The organism is Mesorhizobium sp. P2_D5 (genome assembly GCF_056404355.1).
Genome location: NZ_JBFUEE010000006.1, coordinates 17,236 through 39,151, shown reverse-complemented (window position 1 = coordinate 39,151; position 21,916 = coordinate 17,236). Strand labels below are relative to the sequence as shown.

Sequence of the window (21,916 nt, the reverse complement as noted above, 5' to 3'; positions counted from 1 at the left end):
CCGGGGCACGACGCCATCTGCCCTGGAGATCGCAATGCTTGTTTCTGTCAGACCCTCGCTCGCCGGATTCTTTGCCGGCTCCAATCCGAAGCCACCGGTTCATCTCGGCACGCGCTACGACACGTCGGGCAATTTCCTGATCGAGCCCGGCAACACGGTCGTCAGCCATCTCGTCAGCGGTTCGCCCTCCGAGGCCGTGGTGCTTGCGGTGCGCGACCGGATGCTGGCGATGCCCGATGCCGACCGGCTGGCCTTCACCCCCGTCTCCAGCCTACACATGACGCTGTTCCAGGGCATCATCGAATATCGCCGCCGCTTGCCCTACTGGCCGCATGACGTGCCGCTCGACACCAGCATCGACGCGATGACCCGTCTCTATCTGGAACGCCTGAAGGGCTTCAAGGGCTTCGGCCCGTTCAATATCACGGTGGTCGAAATTGTACCGACCGGCCTCACCGTCGCCGGCGCGACCGACGAGGACGTTCGCATCATGCGCGCATGGCGCGACGCCTTGGCGATGCCGTTCGGCTACCGGCATCCCGACCATGACAGCTACGTCTTCCACATCACCTTCGCCTATCCGGTCCAGCGTCTTGCGGATGACAGGGCGGCCGCATGGCAGCAACTGTTCGATGAGTGCCTCGCGCTTTTCGCGCAGCAGGCTCCGGCGATCGAGATCAAGGCGCCGGCCTTCTGCAGCTTCAGGGACATGGAGCATTTCGAGGAGTTGCAGGTGCTCGGCTGATCGACACCACCAGGCGCCTGACGCCGCGCCTGTGGGCAGTAACAAAACTGACATCAATCCGACACCGCAGGTTCATGGCGCTGCGCTAGCGAAGTTCTTAACAGACCTTCAACGCGACTGGACTGGAAACGACCATGTCAGCCACGCTCGAAATCCGCGGCGTCACCCGACGATTTGGCAAGAACACTGCCGTCAGCGATATCAACGTCTCGATCCCGCAGGGTCAGATGGTTGGCATCATAGGCCGTTCGGGTGCTGGCAAATCAACCCTTCTTCGCATGATCAATCGTCTCATCGATCCCAGCCAGGGATCGATTTTTTTTGACGGCGCCGAGGTTTCCCAGCTGCGCGGTTCGCCGCTCCGGCGCTGGCAGCGCGACTGCGCCATGATCTTCCAGCAATTCAACCTGGTGCCGCGCCTCGACGTGCTGACCAATGTGCTGCTCGGCAAGCTGAACCACCGTTCGACCATGTCAAACCTGCTCGGCATGTTTTCCCGCGCCGAGTGCGCCGAGGCGGTCGCCGCGCTCGAGCGGCTCGACATTGCCCGCACCGCAATGCAGCCTGCCGGTACTTTGTCGGGTGGCCAGCAGCAGCGCGTCGCCATTGCCCGCGCCATGATGCAGCAGCCCAAGGTGATCCTCGCCGACGAGCCGATCGCTTCGCTCGACCCACTCAACGCCAAGGTGGTGATGGATTCGCTGCAGGACATCAATCTGCGCGAAGGCATCACCGTCGTCACCAATCTGCACACGCTGGACACTGCCCGCGCCTACTGCAACCGCATCATCGGCATGGCCGCCGGCAAGGTCGTCTTCGACGGCCCGCCGGAAGAGCTCAACCGCGAGGCCGTCCGCCTCGTCTATGGCGCCGACAGCAATGGCGGCGAAATCTCCGAGGCCATCACCTCGACCAGCATCGCCTACAAGCAAAAGATCACTGCATCCGCCGGACCGCTCGAGCCCGCATTCCCGGGATATTGAGTCAAGAAAGAGCGACCTGGATCGCCAGCCCGCGTCAAGGGCACCTGTCAGAATAACCAACGCTACCGGCGCGGGGCCGGAACCCACAGGAGAGATATCCAATGTTCAGGAAGATGGTTTTCAGCGCCGTTTCGGTGCTCGCCATGGCAACCAGCATGGCCCACGCCGCCGATATGAAGGAATTCCGCGTCGGCATCCTCGGCGGCGAGAACGAAACCGACCGGCTGCGCAACTACCAGTGCCTGGCCGACCATCTGAAGGCCGAATTCGGTTTCGAGAAGGTCTCGCTGTTCCCCGCCGCCGACTATGACGGCGTCATCCAGGGCCTGCTCGGCGGCACCCTCGACTTCGCCGAACTCGGCGCTTCCGGCTATGCCAGCATCGCCCTCAAGGACCCGAAGGCGGTAACCCCGATCCTCACCACCCAGCAGACTGACGGCGCCACCGGCTACTATTCGATCGGCCTGGCGCTCAAGTCTTCCGGCATCACCGACATCAAGTCGGCCAAGGGCAAGAAGCTTGGCTACGCCGATCCGGATTCGACCTCCGGCTATCTGATCCCGCTGACCCAGATCCCGAAGGACACTGGCGCTTCGAACGAAACCTTCTTCGCTTCGACCCAGTTCAATGGCGGTCACGAGAACAACGTCCTGGCCGTGCGTGACGGCAAGGTCGACGTCGCGGTGGACGATTCCTCGGGCATCGGCGATTTCAAGAACGGCTACACCTCTGGCACCTTCCACAAGGAAGTCGCCAAGGGCGCCGTCGACCCTAACGACTTCGTCGAAGTCTGGCGCTCGGGCCTGATCCCGAACGGCCCGCTGGTCGTGCGCACCGCGCTCGGCGACGACATGACCGCCAAGCTGACTGCCTTCTTCACGGCCCTGCCGGCCAAGGACAAGGCTTGCTTCGAGGGCGTCGAAGGCGGCGATTTCACCGGCTACGTTCCGGTGAAGGCGGACTTCTACAACGTCATCGTCGAAGCCCGTAAGGCGGCCATCGGCGGCTAACGGCAAAAATCAGAAGGGCGGTGTTGAAAGCACCGCCCTTTCTGTTTGTCCGATCATGACCCTTTCCGTGACAGCCCCCTCCGCCGCCACCCATCAGATGGCCGATGCCTGGCGACGCCAGATATCGCTGCGCCGGCTCTATACGGTGCTTGGCGTCGGTTTACTGCTTGCCGCGATGTTTGCGAGCATGTGGTTCGCCGACGAAGCCAATGCTGGGCACTTCTTCGACCGGCTGCCGCACATCCTGGACTTCCTGAGCTGGCTGATTCCCAAGGATTGGAACGACGTCTGGCGGGCGCTGTTCGACATTGCCTCGCCGCATGACACCGGCACCCAGGAATTCAACTTTCCGCTTGGCCGCGTCTATGTCTGGGGCGGCTTTTACATCCCTGAATATTTCGAGCTCATGCTGACCACGGTGAACGTGGCCCTCGTCTCGACCTTTATCGGCTTCATCTTCGCCGTGCCGTTTTCCTTCATCGCCGCGCGCAATCTGACGCCGCATCCGGTGCTGAGGCTCGTCGTCAAGCGCTTCATGGAGCTGCTGCGCGCCTTTCCGGAGATCGTCATTGCCGGCCTCTTCGCGGCCATCGTCTCGACCGGTCCGATCGCTGCCATCATCGCCATCGGCCTGCATTCGATCGGCGCGCTCGGCAAGCTGTTCTATGAGATCAACGAGAACATCGACATGCGCGCCGAGGAAGGCCTGAGGGCGGTCGGCGCCAACTGGTTCGAGCGGGTGCGCTTCGCCGACCTGCCGCAGGTGCTGCCCAACTTCATGTCGTACACGCTGCTCCGCGTCGAGATCAATGTGCGCGCTTCGACCATCATCGGCGCCGTCGGCGGCGGGGGCATCGGCGAGGAATTAAAACTCTCGATTTCACGCGGCTTCGGCGCCAAGACACTGGCGCTGGTGCTGCTCTTGTTCACGACCATCTTCATTATCGACCAGTTCTCGGCCTGGCTGCGCCGCAAGCTGGTCGGCGAACAAGCCTTCCTGATGGGTGCGTAGCCATGATCCCGAAAAGTGGAATTCGGTTTTCGGAAAAGACCATGGCAAAACCAAAAGATAGAGCCCCATCGCGGTTCTATCGGGATGGATCAGGTTCTTGATCATGGCGACGATGACCGCCGACGAAATCCGGTTGATCGAGGAGCGCTACCCGCAAGTGTTCCGGCGGCCGACGTACAAGCGCTTTGCCCCGCTGTTCCTGTTCGTCGGCGTCCTGCTCTACCTCATCTATGCCTTGTGGTTCTTCAGCCTGCCGCAAGTGCTGCGGGAATCGCACTGGGAACGCCTGCCGCTCTTCCTGACGCAGTGGGTCAGTTACGACCTGCAGCCCGAGTTCCGCCTCGACCAGCCCGAGATCACACCGAAATACCCGCGCTTTTCCGCGCTTGGCGAGAACCCGAATCCAGACTGGGTTATCAAGAACGCGGACGGCACCTTCAGCGTCTTGATCGACGGTCCGGACAAGTCCGTCACCTTCGACAAGACCAAGGCGACGATCGTGGCCAATGGCGAGACGGTGCCGGTGTCGCTGACCGGCGGCAAGCCGGTGATCTCGGGCCCGGTGCCGGACTGGATCACCGCTCATGACGACGAGGTGGTGGCCAAAATGGGCTTCGCCGGCGAAGTGCGCGTCACCGTCGACCGCGTCAAGGTCCGCAAGCGCTTCCTCGGCTGGGCGAATTTCGTCTTCGACACGCGCTCGCCCTTCTTCGGCAAGTCGGCCAGTGAAGTGGTCTCGCTGATCGTGTCCGGCCCCGAACTCAAGCCGGGCACCTCGAACCTCGCGCTGGCGGGAGACAATATCTGGAACAACGCCCAGTGGCAGCACGGCGACGTCTGGACGAAGTTGTTGCAGACCATCGTCATGGCCTTTCTCGGCACACTGCTCGGTGGCATCGTCGCCTTCCCGCTTGCCTTCTTCGCCGCCCGCAACATCACGCCGAACGGGCTGCTCAGCCAGGTGCTCAAGCGCTTCTTCGACTTCATGCGTTCGGTCGACATGCTGATCTGGGCGCTGTTCTTCACCCGCGCCTTCGGCCCTGGCCCGCTGGCCGGCAGCGCCGCGATCTTTTTCACCGAGATCGGCACGCTGGGCAAAACCTATTCGGAAAGCCTCGAGAACATCGACGACAAACCGCGCGAGGGCATCAAGTCGACAGGTGCCAACGGTTTGCTGGTGCAGCGCTATGGCGTGATGCCTGAAGTGATTCCGATCTTCATCAGCCAGACGCTCTACCAGTGGGAATCCAACACCCGCGGCGCCACCATCATCGGCGCCGTCGGCGCCGGCGGCATCGGCCTGAAACTATGGGAAGCGATGCGCACCAACTCCAACTGGGCCAACGTCTTCTACATGGTGCTGCTGACGCTGGCCGTCGTGTTCATCTTCGACAACATATCCAACTTCCTGCGCCGACGGCTGAGCCGGACCATCCACGACTACAACAGGATCCAAGCCGAGCAAAATTAGCGACCGCGGCGCCTCAGGACGCCTTATGCCGCTTTCTTCCACCCATTCCTGATATGCTTGTAGCCGTCGCGATAGACGGCTTCCGGGCTCTCGGAAAAATCGCGCCACACCTTGGTCGCCGCAGCCAGGTCCTTGAGCGAACGGCCGAACGCCTCGATCGTCAGCCAGTCGTCATAACCACTCTTGCGGATGGCGGAAAACGTTTCCTTCCACGGGATATTGCCGCGCCCTGGCACGCCGCGGTCGTTCTCCGAAATATGGATATGGACGACATTCCTGCGGTGTTTTGTATAGGCGCCGATCGGGTCGGCTTCCTCGATGTTGGCATGGAAAGTGTCGTACATCGCCTTGATGTGCGGCCGGTCGATGGCATCGACATGCTCGGACAGATCCGCCATCGTGTTGAGGAGATAGCATTCGAAACGATTCAGCGCCTCGAGCCCGATGGTGACGTTCCTCTTGCCGGCATGATCGCCGATCGCGCGTTGCGAAGCGACCGAGCGCTTCTTTTCGGCGGCTGTCGGCCCTGAGCCGGAAAAGGCACCGAGCGTCGAATGCAGCGGTCCGCTCAGCGTACTGGCGCCGAGCGCGTCGGCGCAGTCGATAGCCCATTTCATATAGTCGACGCCGGCCTTGCGGGTCGCGGCGTCGGCCGCGATCAGGTTCATCGCCGGATCGCCCATGGCTGACACGGCGGTCCGCTCCAGCCCTATACGGTCGAGCAACTCACCCAGTTTCTTGTAGTCGTCGGGCTTGCCGGCGAAGATCGGTATCTCGACGCCATCAAAACCGGTCGCCTTGATGTCGCGGAGCAACGGCTCGTGTTTCTTCGACACCGCCGTCGTCCACAGGAACATGCACATGCCGATTTTCATCGACGCCCCTCCCAAAAACTCCCTCGTCAAGCGTAAAGGGCGTTGAGATTCAGGTCAGGCCGGCGTCACCTGATATCATCGCCCCCTTGGACTACAGCTTCGTCCAGGCCCCATTCTTCTTCGATGACTTCACGCAAGCCTCGATGAAGGCCATGCCCTCGACGCCGTCCTGAATGGTCGGAAAGACGACGTCCTTTGCCGGCTTGCCGCCCTTCTTGCGCGCTGCGCGGATAGCGCGCGCGGCCTCCTGGTAGATGTTGGCGAAACCTTCGAGGTAGCCCTCGGGATGGCCCGGCGGAACCCGGCTGACACGCCCCGCCACAGGCAGCGCCCCGGCGCCGTTGCGGGTGATCAGTTGCTTCGGCTGGCCGAAGGGCGTGTACCAGAGATAGTTCGGGTCGGCCTGCACCCATTCCAGCCCGCCCTTCGAGCCATAGATACGCAGCTTCAGCCCGTTTTCATGGCCCGGTGCCACCTGGCTTGCCCAGATCATGCCCTTGGCCGCATGCGTCTTGCCGTCGGGCTTGAAGCGCAGCATGACGTTGACATTGTCGTCGAGCAGCCTGCCCGGCACGAAGGCGTCGAGATCGGCCGAAAGCGAATCGAGCTCCAGTCCCGAGACGAAGCGCGCCAGATTGTAGGCGTGAGTGCCGATGTCGCCCAGCGCGCCGCCTGCGCCTGCCTGCTTGGGATCGCCACGCCACGACGCCTGCTTCTGGCCGGTGGCGGCGAGGTCCTCGGTCAGCCAGTCCTGTGGATACTCGGATTGCACGATGCGGATGTCGCCGAGCACACCCTTGGCCACCATCTCGCGGGCCTGCCGCACCATCGGATAGGCGGTGTAGTTGTGGGTGAGCACGAACACCTTGCCGGTCTTCTCGACCACGGCGGCCAGCTTCTTGGCCTCCGCAAGCGTCGTCGCCAGCGGCTTGTCGCAGATGACGTGGATGCCGGCTTCGAGGAAGGCCTTGGCCGCTGGCACATGGACATTGTTGGGGGTGACGATGGCCACCGCCTCGATGCCGTCGGGCCGCTTGGCCTCGGCCTTGGCCATTTCGGCATAGGAGCCGTAGCTGCGGTCCGGGTCGAGCCCGAGTTCGGCGGCCGAGGCCTTGGCACGCGCCGGATCGGAGGACAGCGCGCCGGCGACCAGCACGAAATCATTGTCCATGCGCGCCGCGATGCGGTGCACCGCGCCGATGAAGGCGCCTTGCCCGCCGCCGACCATGCCATAGCGGATCGGACCGCCTCCCGTTTCCGACTTCGATGCGCCGACCATGTCTTTTCTCCTCGTGTCTGAAATATCCCGGCCCCGCGCAGCGGATCGGGTGGGTCGTAGAGGTAGAGCTCGGTTGAACTGACCTACCCGGGCCCGTCGGCCACCCTCCATCGAGGGAGAGGGGAAGCCGCGTTAAATCCCCATCATGCCGCGCAGCACTTTCTTGTCGGTGGTGCCGCCGGCAAAGTCGTCGAATGCCTTTTCCGTCACCCGGATGATGTGGTGCTGGATAAATGGCGCGCCTTCTGCCGCGCCGTCTTCCGGGTGCTTCAGGCAACATTCCCATTCCAGCACCGCCCAGGAATCGTAGTTGTACTGCGTCAGCTTGGAAAAGATGCCGCCAAAATCCACCTGCCCGTCACCGAGCGAACGGAAGCGGCCGGCGCGGTTGGTCCAGCTCTGATAGCCGGAATAGACGCCTTGCCTCCCGGTCGGGTTGAACTCGGCGTCCTTGACGTGGAACGCCTTGATGCGCTCGTGATAGATGTCGATGAATTCGAGATAGTCGAGTTGCTGCAGCAGGAAGTGCGACGGATCGTAATTGATGTTGCAGCGCTTGTGGCCGCCAACCGCTTCGAGGAACATCTCGAAGGTAGCGCCGTCGAACACGTCCTCGCCGGGATGGATTTCGTAGCCGACATCGACGCCATTGTCCTCATAGACGTCAAGGATCGGCTTCCAGCGCTTGCCGAGCTCCGAAAAAGCCTCCTCGATCAGGCCGGCCGGCCGCTGTGGCCACGGGTAGAGGTAAGGGAAAGCCAGTGCTCCGGAGAAACTCACAGAGGCGTTCAGCCCGAGATTGCGCGAGGCCTTGGCGCCGAACTTCATCTGTTCGACCGCCCATTTCTGACGCGCCTTGGGATTGTTGTGCACCGAAGCCGGCGCAAAGCCATCGAACTGCGCATCATAGGCCGGATGCACCGCCACCAATTGCCCCTGCAGATGCGTCGACAGTTCCGTGATCTCGATGCCGGCGTCGGCACAGATGCCCTTCACCTCGTCGCAATAGGCCTTGGAAGATGCAGCCTTCTTGAGATCGAACAAGCGCGCGTCCCAGGTCGGGATCTGCACGCCCTTGTAACCAAGACCAGCCGCCCATTTGGTGATCGAAGCCAGTGAATTGAACGGCGCGGCGTCTCCTGCAAACTGCGCCAGAAACAGTCCAGGGCCCTTCATGGTCGTCGGCATCGGCATCCTCCCTCATTTTCCTCGCGACCGAGCATAGCGCCGATTGGAAGCAGGGCCAGCCACTTTGGTCTTTTCACACCGGGCGCTTGTGCGCGCCGCTATTCTGGTATTACCAAATACAAGGATTTGGTCAAGTCTTGTAGTGCATCACCGGAACCCCTGGGGTAGGCAAAAAAGGGATACATATCTCAATATAATCAATGAAATAATTCGGAGTGAGCGCAGCAACCCGCCGCTTCTTGCCGTCCATGGGAAATTGCTGTAGACCTCCCTTCAGGCCCAATTGGTCGAACCAGTTTGCGAAAAAGGCTGGGGATGCCTTGGGGAGGAACCCTTGCGTCGCCGTTCAGCGATGCATGTCGCAGGCGAACCATAAAGACGAATTTGGGAAGGACAGACCATGCACCTTTCGACGCACAACTGGATGCGCGCGGAACCGCTGGAGACGACGCTCAAACGCATCAAGAAATTCGGCTACGAGTCGATCGAGATTTCCGGCGAGCCCGAGCAGTACAAGACCAAGGAGACGCGGGCGCTGCTCAAGGAGCATGGTATCCGCTGCTGGGGCGCGGTGACCTTGATGCTTGGCGAGCGCAACCTCGCCGCCAAGGACCAGGGCCAGCGCGAGCGTTCCGTGCAGTATGTTAAGGACGTGCTGACGATGATCAGCGAACTCGATGGCGAGATCATCACGCTGGTTCCGGCGACGGTCGGTAAGGTGGTACCGGATGGCACCGAGGAAGAGGAATGGAAATGGGTTGTCGACGCGACCCGTGAATGCTTCAGCCACGCCAAGAAGGTCGGCGTCAAGATAGCCGTCGAACCGCTCAATCGCTTCGAAACCTATCTGTTCAATCGCGGCGCCCAGGCCCTGGCGCTGGCCGACGCGGTCAGCCCCGAATGCGGCGTCTGCCTCGACGCCTACCACATCCACATGGAGGAATTTAACGTCTATGACGCGATCCGGCAGGTCGGCAAGCGCCTGTTCGACTTCCATGTCGCCGACAACAACCGCTTTGCCGCCGGCCTCGGCCAGATCGACTGGCCGAAGATCGTCGCCACGCTGAAGGAGGTCGGCTACGACGGCGCGCTGACCAACGAGTTCGTCGCCCCGGTCGACCGCACGCCGGCCGCGCCCTATCCCGACATGGTCGAGCGCCATCCGGTCGACATTTCGCCCGAGCAGCTGAAGTTCATCCAGGATCACGGCTCCAGCGTTCTGACCGAGAAATTCTACACCGACCAGATGCGCATCACCGCAGAAACGTTGCTGCCGCTGATCAAGTAGTCGACTGCCTGTTGGGAAATTGCCCTTTCGCCCTGACCGGCGGCAGGGCCGGGAAAGACAATGCGCATCAAGACCGTCCAAGCCTGGTGGATCCGCATCCCGATCGAAGCCGCTCGGCAGCACCGCAGCGACTTCGGTCAGGTGACGACCTTTGACGCCGCCATCCTGCGCATCGAGACCGATGACGGGCTGGTCGGCTGGGGCGAAGGCAAGAATGCCGCCGGCAGCGCCGGCAGCTACGGGGCGCTTGTCCACATGCTGAACCATGAAGTCGGGCCGCAATTGATCGGCCGCGATCCGGCCGACATCGGCGTCATCTGGGAGATGCTCTACAACGGCGTTCGCCACGACAGCGCCGCCCGCGCCGGCCACGCCATGCCGCAACTGGCGCGGCGCGGCATGAGCATAGCGGCCATCAGCGCCGTCGATATCGCGCTCTGGGATATCCTGGGCAAATCGCTTGGCGTTCCGGTCTGGCGGCTCCTCGGCGGCCGCAAGCTCGATCGCATGCCGGCCTATGCGTCCGGCGGATGGGCGTCCGCCGACGCCATCGGCGAGCAATTGAAATCGTATGTCGCCAAAGGCGGCTTCAAGGCGCTGAAGATGCGGATCGGCGCCATGGACGGTGCCGCGCATGTCTCCGCCGCCCGCGTCCGTGCCGCACGGCAGGCGCTTGGCCCCGATGTCGAATTGATGGTCGATGCCCACGGCACCTACACGGTGGCTGAAGCCAAGCGCTTCATCCACCTCGTCGACGATCTGGACCTCGCCTGGTTCGAGGAGCCGATCATCGCCGACGACAAGCCAGGCATGGCCGAAGTGCGGGCAAGCGGTGCCGTTCCGATCGCCACCGGCGAAAGCGAGGCGACGCGCTATGCCTTCCGCGACCTTGCCGTGCTGAAAGCCGCCGACATCTTCCAGCCCGATCCGGCCTTCTGCGGCGGCATCAGCGAAGCGATGAAGATCGGCACCATCGCCAGCGCCTTCAACCTGCGCTTTGCGCCGCATCTGTGGGCCGGCGCGCCGTGCTTCTTCGCCGGACTGCACATCTGTGCTGCTTCGCCGGCTAGTTTCACCGTCGAATATTCGCTCGGCGCCAACCCGATGATCCATGATCTGATCGAAGAGACTGTCGAAGCCAAGGACGGTATGATAGCGATCCCGGAAAAGCCGGGTCTGGGGTTCACCATTTCGGAGCGGTTCCTGGAGGCGCACGCGCAACGCGATTGACAATGAAAGAAAAGAACCTTCTCGCGGAACTCGCTGCCTACCTGTTCTCCCATTCGGACAAGGAGACCGGCCGAACGCCGTCGGAACGTGAGCTGGCGGAGCAGTTCGGCGTCAGCCGCGGCCAGATCCGCGAGGCGCTCGCCATCCTCGAAGCCATGCGCATCGTCGAGCGCAGGGCCAAGTCCGGCATCTACATCGACACCAAGCAGGCCAGCGTCGAGGCGATGGCGCTGTTCGCGCGCGCCGGCCTGCCGCTCGATCCGATCCAGATCTACGAGACGGTCGAATTGCGCAAGATCCATGAGATCAAGGCGGCCGAGCTTGCCTGTTCGCGCGCCACCGAAGAGAATTTCGAGCGTCTGCGCGAGATCCTGAAAGCTTCGGAAGAGCGCATCGCCGCAGGCGAGGGCCTGGCCAAGGAAGACCGCGAATTCCACCTTGAGATCGTACGCGCGACCAAGAACAGCGTCTTCCACAATGTCTGCAGCGTCTACTACATGATGGGCGAGCAGCGCCTGCCGATCTATTTCAACGATCCCGAGCGCAGCGTGCGCTCGCATGCCGAGCACATCCAGATCTACGAGGCGCTGCTGCGCCGCGACGGCAATCTCGCCCAGGCGCTGATGAGCGCTCATCTGCAGGGCGCCGAGAGCTACTGGAAGGGCCTGATCGAGGGCCATGGCGAGGAACCTCAAAGCCCGACGCTCGAAAGAGCCTGACCGACATGGCCCGCATCCTCACCACACACCCCCTGCATCCGCGCGCCTCTGCCATGCTGGCCGGCGCCGGCGAGCTTGTTGTCGCTTCTGCTCTCGACCCCGCGACGCTGGCTGCCGAGGCGAAAAACGCTGACATCGTCATCGTGCGCGCGCACCTGCCGCCACAGCTCTTCGAGGGTGCCACGAAGCTGAGGGCGGCAATCCGCCATGGCGCCGGGCTCGATATGATCCCGATGGAAGCGGCATTCGCGGCCGGCGTGCTGGTGGCGAATGTGCCGGCGGTCAACGCGCGCTCGGTTGCCGAACACGTCATGTTTGCAGCACTTGCCCTGCTTCGCCGCTTCCGCATCGTCGATCGCGACTTGCGCGCGAAAGGCTGGCTCGCCGGCCGCGAGCACGCCAATTCCAACAGCGAACTTGCCGGCAAGACGATCGGCATCGTCGGCCTTGGCGCCGTTGGCCAAGCCGTCGGCCATATCGCGGCGCATGGTTTCGACCTGAAGGTGGTGGCAACGACGCGCAGCATGCAGCCGGCGCCGGAGAAAGTCGGCTTCCTGTCCATCGACGCCCTGGTCGAGCAGAGCGACATCATCGTTCTGTGCTGTCCGTTGACGCCGGAGACGCGCGGCTTGATCAATCGCGAGCGGATCGCACGCATGAAGCCCGATGCGCTGCTGATCAACGTATCGCGCGGACCGGTCGTCGATGACGACGCCCTGATCGAAGCCTTGCAGAAACGCCGCATCGGCGGTGCTGCACTCGATGTGTTTTCGACGCAGCCGCTGCCGCCAGATCATCCCTATTTCAGCTTCGACAATGTCATCATCACCCCGCACATGGCAGGCATCACCGAGGAATCGATGATGCGCATGGGCGTCGGCGCGGCCGGTGAAGCCTTGCTGGTGCTAGCCAACAAACTGCCGGTCAACCTGCGCAACCCCGAAGTGGTCGATCACTACCGCCGGCGGTTTCCTGCGAGCGTGTAAACGCATCGCCGTTTCGCCTCATTTTCTGGCGAGGCTCGCTGCCATGTCCAGTCTTCGCTCCACGCTGTTGTTTGTTGCCACCGCTTCGACAGCCGTAGTGCCGTCGCTTGCCGCTGCGGAGAGCAGCTATGTCTACTGCGACAACGGGCTGCGCTGCTTCAAGGCACCCTGCCCGTCGAACAGCGCGCTCGACCTTGCCACCGGCACGATCATCAAGGGCGTGTCGATCGACAGTAGCGGATTGCCGCAGGCCGACAAGGCGATAACGGATCTTTCAGACGCGCTTTACGCCGGAAAGATCGTCGTCAGGGGATCGATCGAGCATCGCACGCAGATCATCGCCGGCAAGGAGTACAGCCTGCCCTGGCTGGTTGCGACCGGCATCGTACGCACCGCCAAGGAAAGCGAACGCAAGCACTGTTCGTCGCACTGATACTCCGCGTCGATCAAGCGCCAAGCAGCGACTCTATTTCGGCAGCAATCCGCAACAGGCGCCGGTCATGGCCATTGCGCGCCACCAGCATCAATCCTGCCGGGCGCACCATGCCCGGCATCGGCAGCGAGATCGCACAAAGGTCGAACTGGTTGGCAACCTGCGTGTTGCGCAGCAGTAGGCCTTCGGTGCGGTCGCGCAGTTCCGCATCGTCGACCATCGAAACGATGGTCGGCGCCGTCACCGGTGTGGTCGGCAGGGCCAGCACATCGACCGATGCCAGCCGCTCGTCCATGGCGGCCGCGAGCGCGGCGCGACGACGCATTGTCCTGATGTAAACTGGCGTCGGCAGCATAGCTGCCCGCGACAAAGGCCCGCTGACATGTGGGTCGACCGGCACCGATGCCCCCGTCGCCAACCAGTCGGCATGGATCTCCGCCCCTTCTATGGCAGCGATCGAACCGCGCTTGGTCGCCGCGCGCATCTCTCCAAGCAGATCGTCTATCGACAGATCCGCCAACCCTGCACCCGCCAGTTCGACCTTGCGAAGGCATCGATCGAACGCGGTCGCCACCTCGCCTTGCGTTTCTTCGAATAGGACGCCGCGCGGGATGCCTACGCGAAGCCCCGCAAGGGAGATCGACGTCAGCGCTGCCGCTTCCTCGCCGGCCATCACGGCGTCGGCGGCGGCGCACTGGGCGACGGTTCGGGCAAGCGGCCCGACCGAGTCCAGTGTGCCGGACAGCGGGAAAGCGCCGGTGAGAGGCACCCGCTGGGCGGTCGGCTTGAAGCCGACGACACCGTTGAGCGATGCCGGAATGCGTATCGAACCACCGGTGTCGGAACCGATGGAGATTTCGCTCGTCCCCTCGCCGACGGAAACGCCGGCACCCGAGGATGAACCACCAGGAATGCGGCTGGCGTCGGCGGCATTGCCGGGGGTGCCGTAGTGCTGGTTGTCACCGATCGCGGTGAACGCGAATTCGGTCATGCTGGTCTTGCCGACGATCACCGCGCCGGCCTGCCGCAACCGGCCAACGATGGTGGCGTCGCGCAGGGCAGGTGCAGCGGTCCTGAGCATGAGCGAGCCGGCCGTGGTTGGTTCGCCGCCGACATCGAACAGATCCTTGATCGAGACAATGGTGCCGTCGAGCGGCCCCAGCGTCACACCGGCTTGTTTGCGGGCATCGCTGGCGTCGGCCGCGGCCCGCGCGGCTTCGGCATAAAGCTTCGTGAACACATGTTCTTCGCCGGCACGGGCGGCGAGTCGCGCGAGGATGGTTTCGAGATGATCGCGGGCTGATTGCATTTTCGGTGTCGGACTCCGGACGCCTTGAACGTCTTAAGAGGTAGCGGCCAGCACTTGGCCTGCCGAGACTTAAACCGGCGCAGGCGGTTTTGCACCCTGTCGATACGAGGAAAAATCCGATGCTCTACAAAGGCAGCTGTCACTGCGGCAAGGTCGCCTTCGAGTTCGAAGCCGAGCTGACCGGCGCCGTGCGGTGCAATTGCTCGATCTGCTCGCGCAAGGGTGCCCTGTTGTGTGCCATCCCGCACGAGACCTTGCAGGTGCTGGCCTGGGGCAATGACTTGGGGATCTACACATTCGGCAACCACGCCATCGCGCATCGGTTCTGCCGCACCTGTGGAGTCCACCCCTTCGCTGAGGATGTCGGCGAAGGCCCTGAACGCAGTGCCTACGTCAACATGTATTGCATTGCGGATTTTGACCCTTCGACCTTGCCAGTCTTCGACTTCGATGGCCGCTCGGTCTGAACCTATCTCCCGTCGCACCGGCAAGGTTCGCTTTGTCGCTTGCCGCATAACGGCATCGGCCCGAAACCGTGATGGTTCGCGGGCCGATGCTTGGCGTCAGGAAGTTATCGCCAAATGGTGAGTCCGACGGCTAGTTGACCTGCTTCGGACCGCGCAGGAACACCACGATCGCCGCCAGCAATGTCGCCGTGCCGCAATAGGCGAAGGCGCTGGCCACGCCGGCATGGTCGACCAGCAGGCCACCGACGACAGCACCGAGCGCAATCGCCACCTGGAACGTCGCCACCATCAGCCCGCCTGCGCTTTCTGCCTGATCCGGTGCTGCCCGCACCAGCCAGCTCTGCAGCCCAACCGGCACCGCGCCGAAGGCAAAGCCCCACGCCGCAACCGCGGCGGCAGCGACCGTGGGCGAGGCACCGAAAACCAGCATCGAGGCAGCCGCCGCCGCAATCAGCAAGGGCGCCAGCGCAACGGCTGCCTTGAGGTTGCGTTCGGCCAGGAAGCCGCCGGCGACATTGCCGAAGAAGCCACCAACGCCATAGGCCAGAAGCACCAGCGAGATTGTCTCGATGTCGAGCACGGGGACCTTCTCGAGGAAAGGGCGCACGTAGGTGAAGCCGGCAAAGTGTCCCGAGGCAACGAGCAGCACGACCAGCAGTGCCACCCTGATAGAGGGGCGCTCGAGCACATCGAGCAAGGTACGGAAGCTTGCCACGCCCACGGGTGGCAGCTTCGGAATGGTGGCCACCTGCACCAGCAGCGCCAGGGCGCCGACGACGGTGGCGATCATGAAGGCGGTCCGCCAGCCCCAGATATCACCGACATAGGCGCCGACCGGCGCTGCGCATACCGTCGCCAGCGAAACGCCGGTCAGGATGATCGACATGGCGCGCGGCATCAGCCGCATCGGTACCAGCCGCAGCGCCATCGCCGCCGACATCGCCCAGAAGCCGCCAAGTGCAACGCCGAGCACGACGCGGGCAAGCAGGAGCACGGTAAGCGATGAGGCAAAGGTGGCCAGAAGGTTGGAGAAGATCAGGAACACCGTCAGCATCCACATCACCACCCTGCGGTCCATGCGCCTGGTGATGATGGCCATGGTCGGCGCGGCAATGGCGCCGACGATGGCGGTCGCCGTCACCGCTTGTCCGGCCACGCCTTCGGTGACGCCGAGGTCGCGCGCCATTGGCGTCAGCAGGCTGGCCGGCAGGAACTCGGCGGTAACGAGGCCGAAAACACCAAGCGCCAGCGAGACCACGGCGCCCCATGCCGGCTCGGTTCGTTCATCAGAGTCTGCGGGGTTCAGAAGTGTGGCGTCGATGACGCCTGTCGCGGGTTCGGCCATGGTCAGTCTCCGATCTGTTTGCAGCGCCACATAGGGAACGACCAACCGGGGCTCCACCCGTTACATGCCTTGCCATCTCGGCTTGGCTATGTGGCCGGTCTTCGATCTTGTTTGCAGCGCAGCATTTGGCTGCAACGCAACATAGGGAGTGACCGCCTGGAGTTTCCATGCTAGAAACCCCATTATGTTTGACCATTCGTCCAAAATCCCGATCACGGGCGATCCGCTCACCGACATATTGCGCGGCCTGCGTCTCGATGGCGTCGAATACGGTCGCTGCGAAATGAAGGAGCCGTGGGGCATCCAGTTCCCGGCTCAACCCGGGGCGCGGTTTCATTTCATCGGCCGTAGAGGCTGCTGGTTGAAGCAGCCGTCGGGCGAATGGGTGGAGCTGAATGCGGGGGATGCGGTGCTGCTGCCACGCGGTGCGGCGCATGTGCTGGCCAGCGAACCCGGCGCCCAGGCCTGGCCGATCCACGGCTACGAACTCGAAGAGGTCTGCAAGGACGTCTACTGCACGTCGAACGCGGAGATGTGCGGCAAGGACTGCCAACCGGGAACGCTGCTGTTCTGCGCCAGCATGTATTTCAACCTCGATGGCCTGCATCCCTTGCTCGGCATGATGCCGGACGTGATGCGCACGCACGAGCTGGAAGCCTATGAACCGGGGATACCGCATTTGCTGGACTCGATGGCACGCGAAGTGACGATGGAGCGCGTCGGCTCGGGCGGCATCATGGCGCGGCTGGCTGACGTGCTTGCCGCGACCGTCATCCGCTCATGGGTCGAACGCGGTTGCGGCGACTCGTCCGGCTGGATTGCGGCGGTCAGGGACCGCGAGATCGGGCGCGTGCTGGCCGCCATCCATCTCGAACCGAACCACGACTGGACTGTCGAGTCGCTGGCCAGGATGATGGGCGCCTCGCGGTCGGGATTTGCCGAGCGGTTCGCCACCATCGTTGGAGAAACGCCGGCTAAATATGTCACCCAGGTCAGAATGCACCAGGCGCGGCAGTGGCTGGTCCGCGACCGGATGAAGATCTCCGTCGTTGCCGCGCGTCTCGGCTATGAATCGGATGCCGCCTTCAGCCGTGCCTTCAAGCGCGTCATTGGCTCGGCGCCCAGCCATCTTCGCGCCGAAGAGCAGGGTCCTGCTGATCAACGACACACCTTATGAGATGATCCCCACCTGCCGAAATAAGCGAGGTCGCGGCCTATGACGCGTGGCGCAAATTGACGCCGCTGCCCTTTTCGAACAGCACCACCTTGTCGGAGTTCCAGGCAAAGCGCACCGGCTGCTCGATGGCCACATCGGTCCTGGCCGGCACGGTGGCGCGCAGCATCGCGTCACGAGCGGGCGGCCGTCGGTCGCCGCACTCGCCTTGGCTCCCCCTGAAAAAGGCAGTTCGAAATTCAGCGGCGCCATCACCGCGCAGCCGTTCACCAGCTTGCCGTCGATGAGGTTCATCGGCGGCGAGCCGACGAAGCTAGCCACATAGGTGTCGCGCGGATTGTTGTAGATCTCGTACGGCGTGCCGGTCTGGACGATGCGGCCATGGTTGAGCACGCCGACCTTGTCGCCCATGGACATCGCCTCGATCTGGTCGTGGGTGACGAACAGGAAGGTGGCGCCGAGCTGTATTTGCAGGTTCTTGAGCTCCGTGCGCAGCGCCTCGCGCAGTTTGGCGTCGAGCGCCGACAGCGGCTCGTCCATCAGGAACACGCGCGGCTTGCGCACGATGGCACGGCCGATCGACACGCGCTGCATCTCGCCGGCGGACAGCTTGTCGGTCTTGCGGTCGAGCAGGTGCTCGATCCTGAGCGTTCGGGCGGCGGTCGACGCGGTCCTTGATCTCGGCATCGGGTCCTCCGGTCAAGCCGGAGGATGACGGCGTGAGAGTTGAGAGGGCGACGCACACCGACCGTCGCGGACCGGCGCGAGCGCGACCTGCCGGATAGCGTCAGCTGCTGATCATCGCGCTGTCTTGTTGAGAGCGGTGACGACCAGCGCGAGAATCACCGCCGCGGCGGCGATTTCCCACACGAAAGCCTGCTTGTAGAAAGGCGGCGTGGCGAGCTGCGCCTTGCCGGCGAGAGTGTTGGGGTCCGGTGGATTGAGGAAGAAGACGCCGTAGAGATGCGCCGCCGTGATCGAAACCAGCAGCACAATGCAGAAGACCAGCGCCACGACCAGCGCTACGGTCACCACACTGCGCACCTTGACGCCCGGCTGGGCCAACGGCAGCAGGTTGTTGATGAGTCCGGCAAGCACCACGAGACCGCTGCCGACCGCGTACAGGCCGATGGAAAAGGGTTGGAAGATCAGCACCAGCGCCATGACGCCGAGGCCAATGATGAAGACCTCGAGGCAGTACGCGCCGGCCCGGCTCATGCCGGAAGAACTGTCGCTCATGACCGCACCGCCTTTCCGGCGCCATCGAAGACATGGGTTTGCCTGGGATCGGGGCGTAGATTCAGCGCCTCGCCGACCTTGACCCGCTGGCTTCTCGTCACCACGACGCGGATGTCGGCGCCTGCCGCCGTGCGGGCATGAATAAGGGTTTCGGCGCCCATGGGCTCGATGAGCTCGGCCCGGGCGGAGATGGTGCCACGGTCCCCCGTATCGGTCGCGGTGAAGGCGCGGGGGCGGACACCGATCGTCACCTTGCCGGGCTGCAGGCGCGCGACCGCCGCGTCCGTGCGGATCGCCAGATTAATGCCGGCCACGGCCATCTCCGCCGTGCCATCGGCGAAGGTCTTGAGGTCGGCCTCGAGAAGATTCATCTGCGGCGTGCCGATGAAGCTCGCCACGAAAGCATTGGCGGGCTTGGCAAAAACCTCGTGCGGTGAGCCGACTTGCTCGATCAGGCCGTCCTTCATGATGGCGATGCGGTCGGCCATGGTGAGCGCTTCGAGCTGGTCATGGGTCACGATCACGGTCGCTTTGGAGAGGCCCTGCAGCACTTCCTTGATCTGGCCACGCATGCTCTGGCGCAGTTCGACATCGAGACGCGACAAGGGCTCGTCGAAGAGGAAGCAATTGGGGTCGCGGACGATGGCGCGGGCCATGGCGGCGCGCTGCTTTTCGCCCTCGGATATCTGGTTCGGCAGCCGGTCGAGAACGTGCTCCAAGTGGAGGATCGCGGCGACGCGGTTGACGCGGGCAGTCCGCTCAGCCCTGGAAATGCCGTCATGATAGAGCGGGAAGGCGATGTTCTCGCCGATCGATGCCGACGGGTAGAGCGCGTAGAACTGGAACACCATGGCGATGTCGCGCTTTTCGGGCGGCAAGTTGTTCATCACCTTGCCGGCGATGACGACCTCGCCGTCAGTGACGCTTTCCAGCCCGGCGATGACGCGCAGGGTCGTCGTCTTGCCACAGCCGGACGGGCCGAGAAGGCAGACGACCTCACCGGCGGCCACCGACAGGTCAACGTCCTTGACCGCGGTGAAGGAGCCGAAACGCTTGGTGACTTTGCGGAGTTCGATGGTTGACATCTCAGCGCTTCACGGTGCCGAAGGTAACGCCGCGCAACAGATGGTTTTGCAAGAAGAAGGTGACCAGAAAGACTGGGACGAGGAACAGGGTTTCGATGGCGGCAAGCAAAGTCCAGTCGGTGCCGCGTCCACCCGACGACACGGCCTGGTTCATGGCGACCGGGACCGTTCTCGTGTCAGGCCCCGAGAGCAACAGGGCGAAGAGGAACTCGTTCCAGGTGAGGATCAGGCCGAACACGAACGTGGCGGCGAGCCCGGCAATGACCTGGGGCAGGCAAATCTTGAAGAACACCCGCATTCCGGACGATCCGTCGATGCGGGCGGCATCCTCGACGTCTGGCGACAATTCATCGAAGAAGCTCTTCATCATCCAGATGGTGAAGGCCAGGTTGAAGGCGGTGTAGAGCATGATGATGCCGAGATACGAGCCCGACAGGCCCACTACGCGGAACATCAGGATCACCGGAATGATCACCACAATCGCCGGCAGCATCCGCGTGGTCAGGATGATGAACAGGTAGGTGTCATTGCCTTTCAGCGGATAGCGCGAGAAGCCGAAGGCCGCCAGGGTGCCGATGACCAGCGCCAGCAGCACCGACGCCGAGGCGATGAAGATCGAGTTGAAGAAATAACGGTCGAATCCTGTCGCTTCCGGGGCACCGTCCGGCGTCATCGAGCGGGAAAAGACGGACCCAAAATTTTCGAGCGTGGGCTTGAATACAAAATGGTCCGGAATCAAGCCGAACAGCGACGTGGGCGACAGCGTCGGAGGCACCAGGAGCGCGTCGCCCTGCGGTTTGAAGGCGGTGAATATGATGAACAGCACCGGCAGAAAATAGATAAAGGCGACGACGGCCACGGCGAGCGTCCGCCCCCAGCCGGCCTTGTCTACTCCGCTGGCCCTGCCGAAGCCGAGCTTTCCCAATATCGATTCGGCCACGGGTCAGGCTCCCTTCGTACGGCGGTTTGCGAGGTACAGGTAGAGGTTGGTGAGAACGATCACCATGAACAGCATCAGATAGGAGATCGCCGCGCCCTCACTCGTCTTGTTCTGCTCGTTGGCGATGCGGATCAAGTGATAGGAGATCGTCAGTGTGTCGTTGCCGCCCTTGGTGAGGAGGATGACGAGATCCGCCAGCTTGAATGCCTCGATGGTGCGGAAGAGAAGGGCCAACATCAGAAGGCCGCGGATGTAGGGGAAGGTGATCATCCAGAATTGCCGCCAGCTGGAAATACGGTCGATGGCAGCGGCCTCGTAAAGGTATTTCGGCACCGAGACGAGGCCCGCCAGCACAAGGAGCATGACGAAGGGCGACCACATCCATGCGTCGGCGAAAACGATTCCCGCCACGGCACCGACTTTGTTGCTCATCAGGATGAACTGGTTGCCGGAGATGGAATTGATGACGTAGCTGAGAATCCCGAATGTCGGGTCATAGTAGTAGGTGAAGAACACGCCAGAGGCGACAACCGAAAGCATCATCGGTGTCAGCACCAGGATCAACAAATACTTGCGCAGCGGAAATTGCTTGGCGAACAGGATGGCCAGCAGAAAGCCGACGATCATCTGCGCGGAGACGGTGAACACGACGAACATGGCGGTATTGATCAGCGCGCCCCAAGTCGCGTGAGCAGCGAGATCGTTGGTAAGGATCCGGACGTAGTTCCCGAGTCCGACGAAGCGGATCGTCTGCTGGTTTGCCTGGTAGGCGAAGAACGAAAGGCCCAGCGACCACAGCAGGGGGAAGATATTCATCACAAACAGAACGGCGATTGCCGGAGCGACCAGCAGGGCGCCGAAGTAGTGGCGGCGATACGCGTTGACGGTAAATGCGGCCGCGACCAACGCCGCCGCGGCGCCCACCACCCAGAAGGAGACAGCCGCCGGCAAGCCCGCCATTGATATGGCCGACACGACGACAGCGACAGCGATGGCGAGTTTCCAGTTGTGGGCAACAACCGCGGTAAGGCGTGGTGTCAGCAGCGTGCTTGAAACAGCGGTCATGAGAGTCCGAAATATGGAGCGCCTGACGTGGCAATGATGGGGAGCGGCTTTTGCCCGCTCCCCGCAGCTATGT

21 protein-coding genes and 1 pseudogene are annotated in these 21,916 nt (G+C 62.9%); 12 read left to right on the top strand and 10 right to left on the bottom strand.

The annotated features are described in order from the left end of the window. Window positions 1-34: 34 nt before the first annotated feature. The 5 genes from AC1DYW_RS24080 (at window position 35) to phnE (AC1DYW_RS24060) (ending at window position 5,221) form a co-directional block, all read left to right on the top strand. Window positions 35-745: a DUF1868 domain-containing protein gene (locus AC1DYW_RS24080; protein ID WP_477227864.1), complete on the top strand. Its 711-nt coding sequence runs from the start codon at window positions 35-37 to the stop codon at window positions 743-745. A 134-nt stretch (window positions 746-879) separates the two neighbouring features. Continuing rightward, on the top strand, window positions 880-1,728 hold the full coding sequence (gene phnC / locus AC1DYW_RS24075) for a phosphonate ABC transporter ATP-binding protein (RefSeq protein ID WP_095084778.1): 849 nt from the start codon (window positions 880-882) through the stop codon (window positions 1,726-1,728). A gap of 101 nt (window positions 1,729-1,829) precedes the next feature. After that, complete coding sequence (gene phnD, locus AC1DYW_RS24070; protein WP_457153002.1) at window positions 1,830-2,738, top strand: phosphonate ABC transporter substrate-binding protein; 909 nt, start codon at window positions 1,830-1,832, stop codon at window positions 2,736-2,738. 55 nt (window positions 2,739-2,793) lie between these two features. Further along, window positions 2,794-3,750 carry a phosphonate ABC transporter, permease protein PhnE gene (phnE, locus tag AC1DYW_RS24065; RefSeq protein WP_095084780.1) on the top strand — a complete coding sequence of 319 codons (957 nt, stop codon included), beginning with the start codon at window positions 2,794-2,796 and terminating at the stop codon, window positions 3,748-3,750. A 103-nt stretch (window positions 3,751-3,853) separates the two neighbouring features. Beyond that, window positions 3,854-5,221 carry a phosphonate ABC transporter, permease protein PhnE gene (phnE, locus tag AC1DYW_RS24060; protein ID WP_477227863.1) on the top strand — a complete coding sequence of 456 codons (1,368 nt, stop codon included), beginning with the start codon at window positions 3,854-3,856 and terminating at the stop codon, window positions 5,219-5,221. Between the two features lie 23 nt (window positions 5,222-5,244). Here the strand turns inward: phnE (AC1DYW_RS24060) and AC1DYW_RS24055 are convergent, their stop codons facing one another. From AC1DYW_RS24055 to AC1DYW_RS24045, 3 genes are all read right to left on the bottom strand, one after another. Beyond that, window positions 5,245-6,096 carry a sugar phosphate isomerase/epimerase family protein gene (locus AC1DYW_RS24055; protein ID WP_477227862.1) on the bottom strand — a complete coding sequence of 284 codons (852 nt, stop codon included), beginning with the start codon at window positions 6,094-6,096 and terminating at the stop codon, window positions 5,245-5,247. Window positions 6,097-6,187: 91 nt separating this feature from the next. After that, window positions 6,188-7,375 (bottom strand): Gfo/Idh/MocA family protein, encoded by a 1,188-nt coding sequence (locus AC1DYW_RS24050; RefSeq protein WP_477227861.1) that lies wholly within the window; start codon window positions 7,373-7,375, stop codon window positions 6,188-6,190. A 132-nt stretch (window positions 7,376-7,507) separates the two neighbouring features. Beyond that, entirely contained in the window at window positions 7,508-8,563 is a 1,056-nt protein-coding gene (locus AC1DYW_RS24045; protein WP_095085008.1) for a sugar phosphate isomerase/epimerase family protein, read from the bottom strand. Window positions 8,564-8,963: 400 nt separating this feature from the next. On the opposite strand from AC1DYW_RS24045, the gene AC1DYW_RS24040 reads away from it, so the two are divergent. Genes AC1DYW_RS24040 through AC1DYW_RS24020 form a run of 5 tightly spaced genes read left to right on the top strand, consistent with a single transcriptional unit; the run spans window position 8,964 to window position 13,219 of the window. Next, window positions 8,964-9,851: a sugar phosphate isomerase/epimerase family protein gene (locus tag AC1DYW_RS24040; protein ID WP_477227860.1), complete on the top strand. Its 888-nt coding sequence runs from the start codon at window positions 8,964-8,966 to the stop codon at window positions 9,849-9,851. 60 nt (window positions 9,852-9,911) lie between these two features. Continuing rightward, on the top strand, window positions 9,912-11,081 hold the full coding sequence (locus AC1DYW_RS24035; RefSeq protein ID WP_477227859.1) for a mandelate racemase/muconate lactonizing enzyme family protein: 1,170 nt from the start codon (window positions 9,912-9,914) through the stop codon (window positions 11,079-11,081). A gap of 2 nt (window positions 11,082-11,083) precedes the next feature. Then, window positions 11,084-11,800: a FadR/GntR family transcriptional regulator gene (locus AC1DYW_RS24030; RefSeq protein ID WP_095084786.1), complete on the top strand. Its 717-nt coding sequence runs from the start codon at window positions 11,084-11,086 to the stop codon at window positions 11,798-11,800. Between the two features lie 5 nt (window positions 11,801-11,805). After that, complete coding sequence (locus AC1DYW_RS24025) at window positions 11,806-12,786, top strand: hydroxyacid dehydrogenase (protein WP_477227858.1); 981 nt, start codon at window positions 11,806-11,808, stop codon at window positions 12,784-12,786. Window positions 12,787-12,829: 43 nt separating this feature from the next. Beyond that, entirely contained in the window at window positions 12,830-13,219 is a 390-nt protein-coding gene (locus tag AC1DYW_RS24020; protein WP_477227857.1) for a hypothetical protein, read from the top strand. Between the two features lie 13 nt (window positions 13,220-13,232). On the opposite strand, the gene AC1DYW_RS24015 is transcribed toward AC1DYW_RS24020, so the two are convergent. After that, on the bottom strand, window positions 13,233-14,528 hold the full coding sequence (locus AC1DYW_RS24015) for an amidase (protein ID WP_477227856.1): 1,296 nt from the start codon (window positions 14,526-14,528) through the stop codon (window positions 13,233-13,235). A 119-nt stretch (window positions 14,529-14,647) separates the two neighbouring features. Between AC1DYW_RS24015 and AC1DYW_RS24010 the strand changes: the two genes are divergently transcribed. Next, the gene (locus AC1DYW_RS24010; protein WP_457152529.1) at window positions 14,648-14,995 is read left to right on the top strand and encodes a GFA family protein; all 348 of its coding nucleotides are present in this window, start codon (window positions 14,648-14,650) and stop codon (window positions 14,993-14,995) included. Window positions 14,996-15,125: 130 nt separating this feature from the next. Here the strand turns inward: AC1DYW_RS24010 and AC1DYW_RS24005 are convergent, their stop codons facing one another. Then, window positions 15,126-16,340: an MFS transporter gene (locus AC1DYW_RS24005; RefSeq protein ID WP_457152530.1), complete on the bottom strand. Its 1,215-nt coding sequence runs from the start codon at window positions 16,338-16,340 to the stop codon at window positions 15,126-15,128. 184 nt (window positions 16,341-16,524) lie between these two features. Here AC1DYW_RS24005 and AC1DYW_RS24000 point away from each other — a divergent pair, with 184 nt between their 5' ends. After that, window positions 16,525-17,517, top strand: a complete 993-nt coding sequence (locus AC1DYW_RS24000; protein ID WP_477227855.1) for an AraC family transcriptional regulator — start codon at window positions 16,525-16,527, stop codon at window positions 17,515-17,517. Window positions 17,518-17,554: 37 nt separating this feature from the next. Here AC1DYW_RS24000 and AC1DYW_RS23995 read toward each other — a convergent pair. From AC1DYW_RS23995 to AC1DYW_RS23975, 5 genes and pseudogenes are all read right to left on the bottom strand, one after another. Further along, a pseudogene (locus tag AC1DYW_RS23995) lies at window positions 17,555-18,205 on the bottom strand (ABC transporter ATP-binding protein); the annotation flags it as partial. A 107-nt stretch (window positions 18,206-18,312) separates the two neighbouring features. Next, the gene (locus AC1DYW_RS23990; protein WP_032931773.1) at window positions 18,313-18,753 is read right to left on the bottom strand and encodes a hypothetical protein; all 441 of its coding nucleotides are present in this window, start codon (window positions 18,751-18,753) and stop codon (window positions 18,313-18,315) included. Then, window positions 18,750-19,838, bottom strand: a complete 1,089-nt coding sequence (locus tag AC1DYW_RS23985) for an ABC transporter ATP-binding protein (protein ID WP_184877083.1) — start codon at window positions 19,836-19,838, stop codon at window positions 18,750-18,752. Before AC1DYW_RS23985 ends, AC1DYW_RS23990 begins: the two co-directional genes overlap by 4 nt. A gap of 1 nt (window position 19,839) precedes the next feature. Continuing rightward, on the bottom strand, window positions 19,840-20,778 hold the full coding sequence (locus AC1DYW_RS23980; protein ID WP_095084794.1) for a carbohydrate ABC transporter permease: 939 nt from the start codon (window positions 20,776-20,778) through the stop codon (window positions 19,840-19,842). Window positions 20,779-20,781: 3 nt separating this feature from the next. Then, window positions 20,782-21,843 carry a carbohydrate ABC transporter permease gene (locus AC1DYW_RS23975; protein ID WP_010911632.1) on the bottom strand — a complete coding sequence of 354 codons (1,062 nt, stop codon included), beginning with the start codon at window positions 21,841-21,843 and terminating at the stop codon, window positions 20,782-20,784. Between the last annotated feature and the right edge of the window lie 73 nt (window positions 21,844-21,916).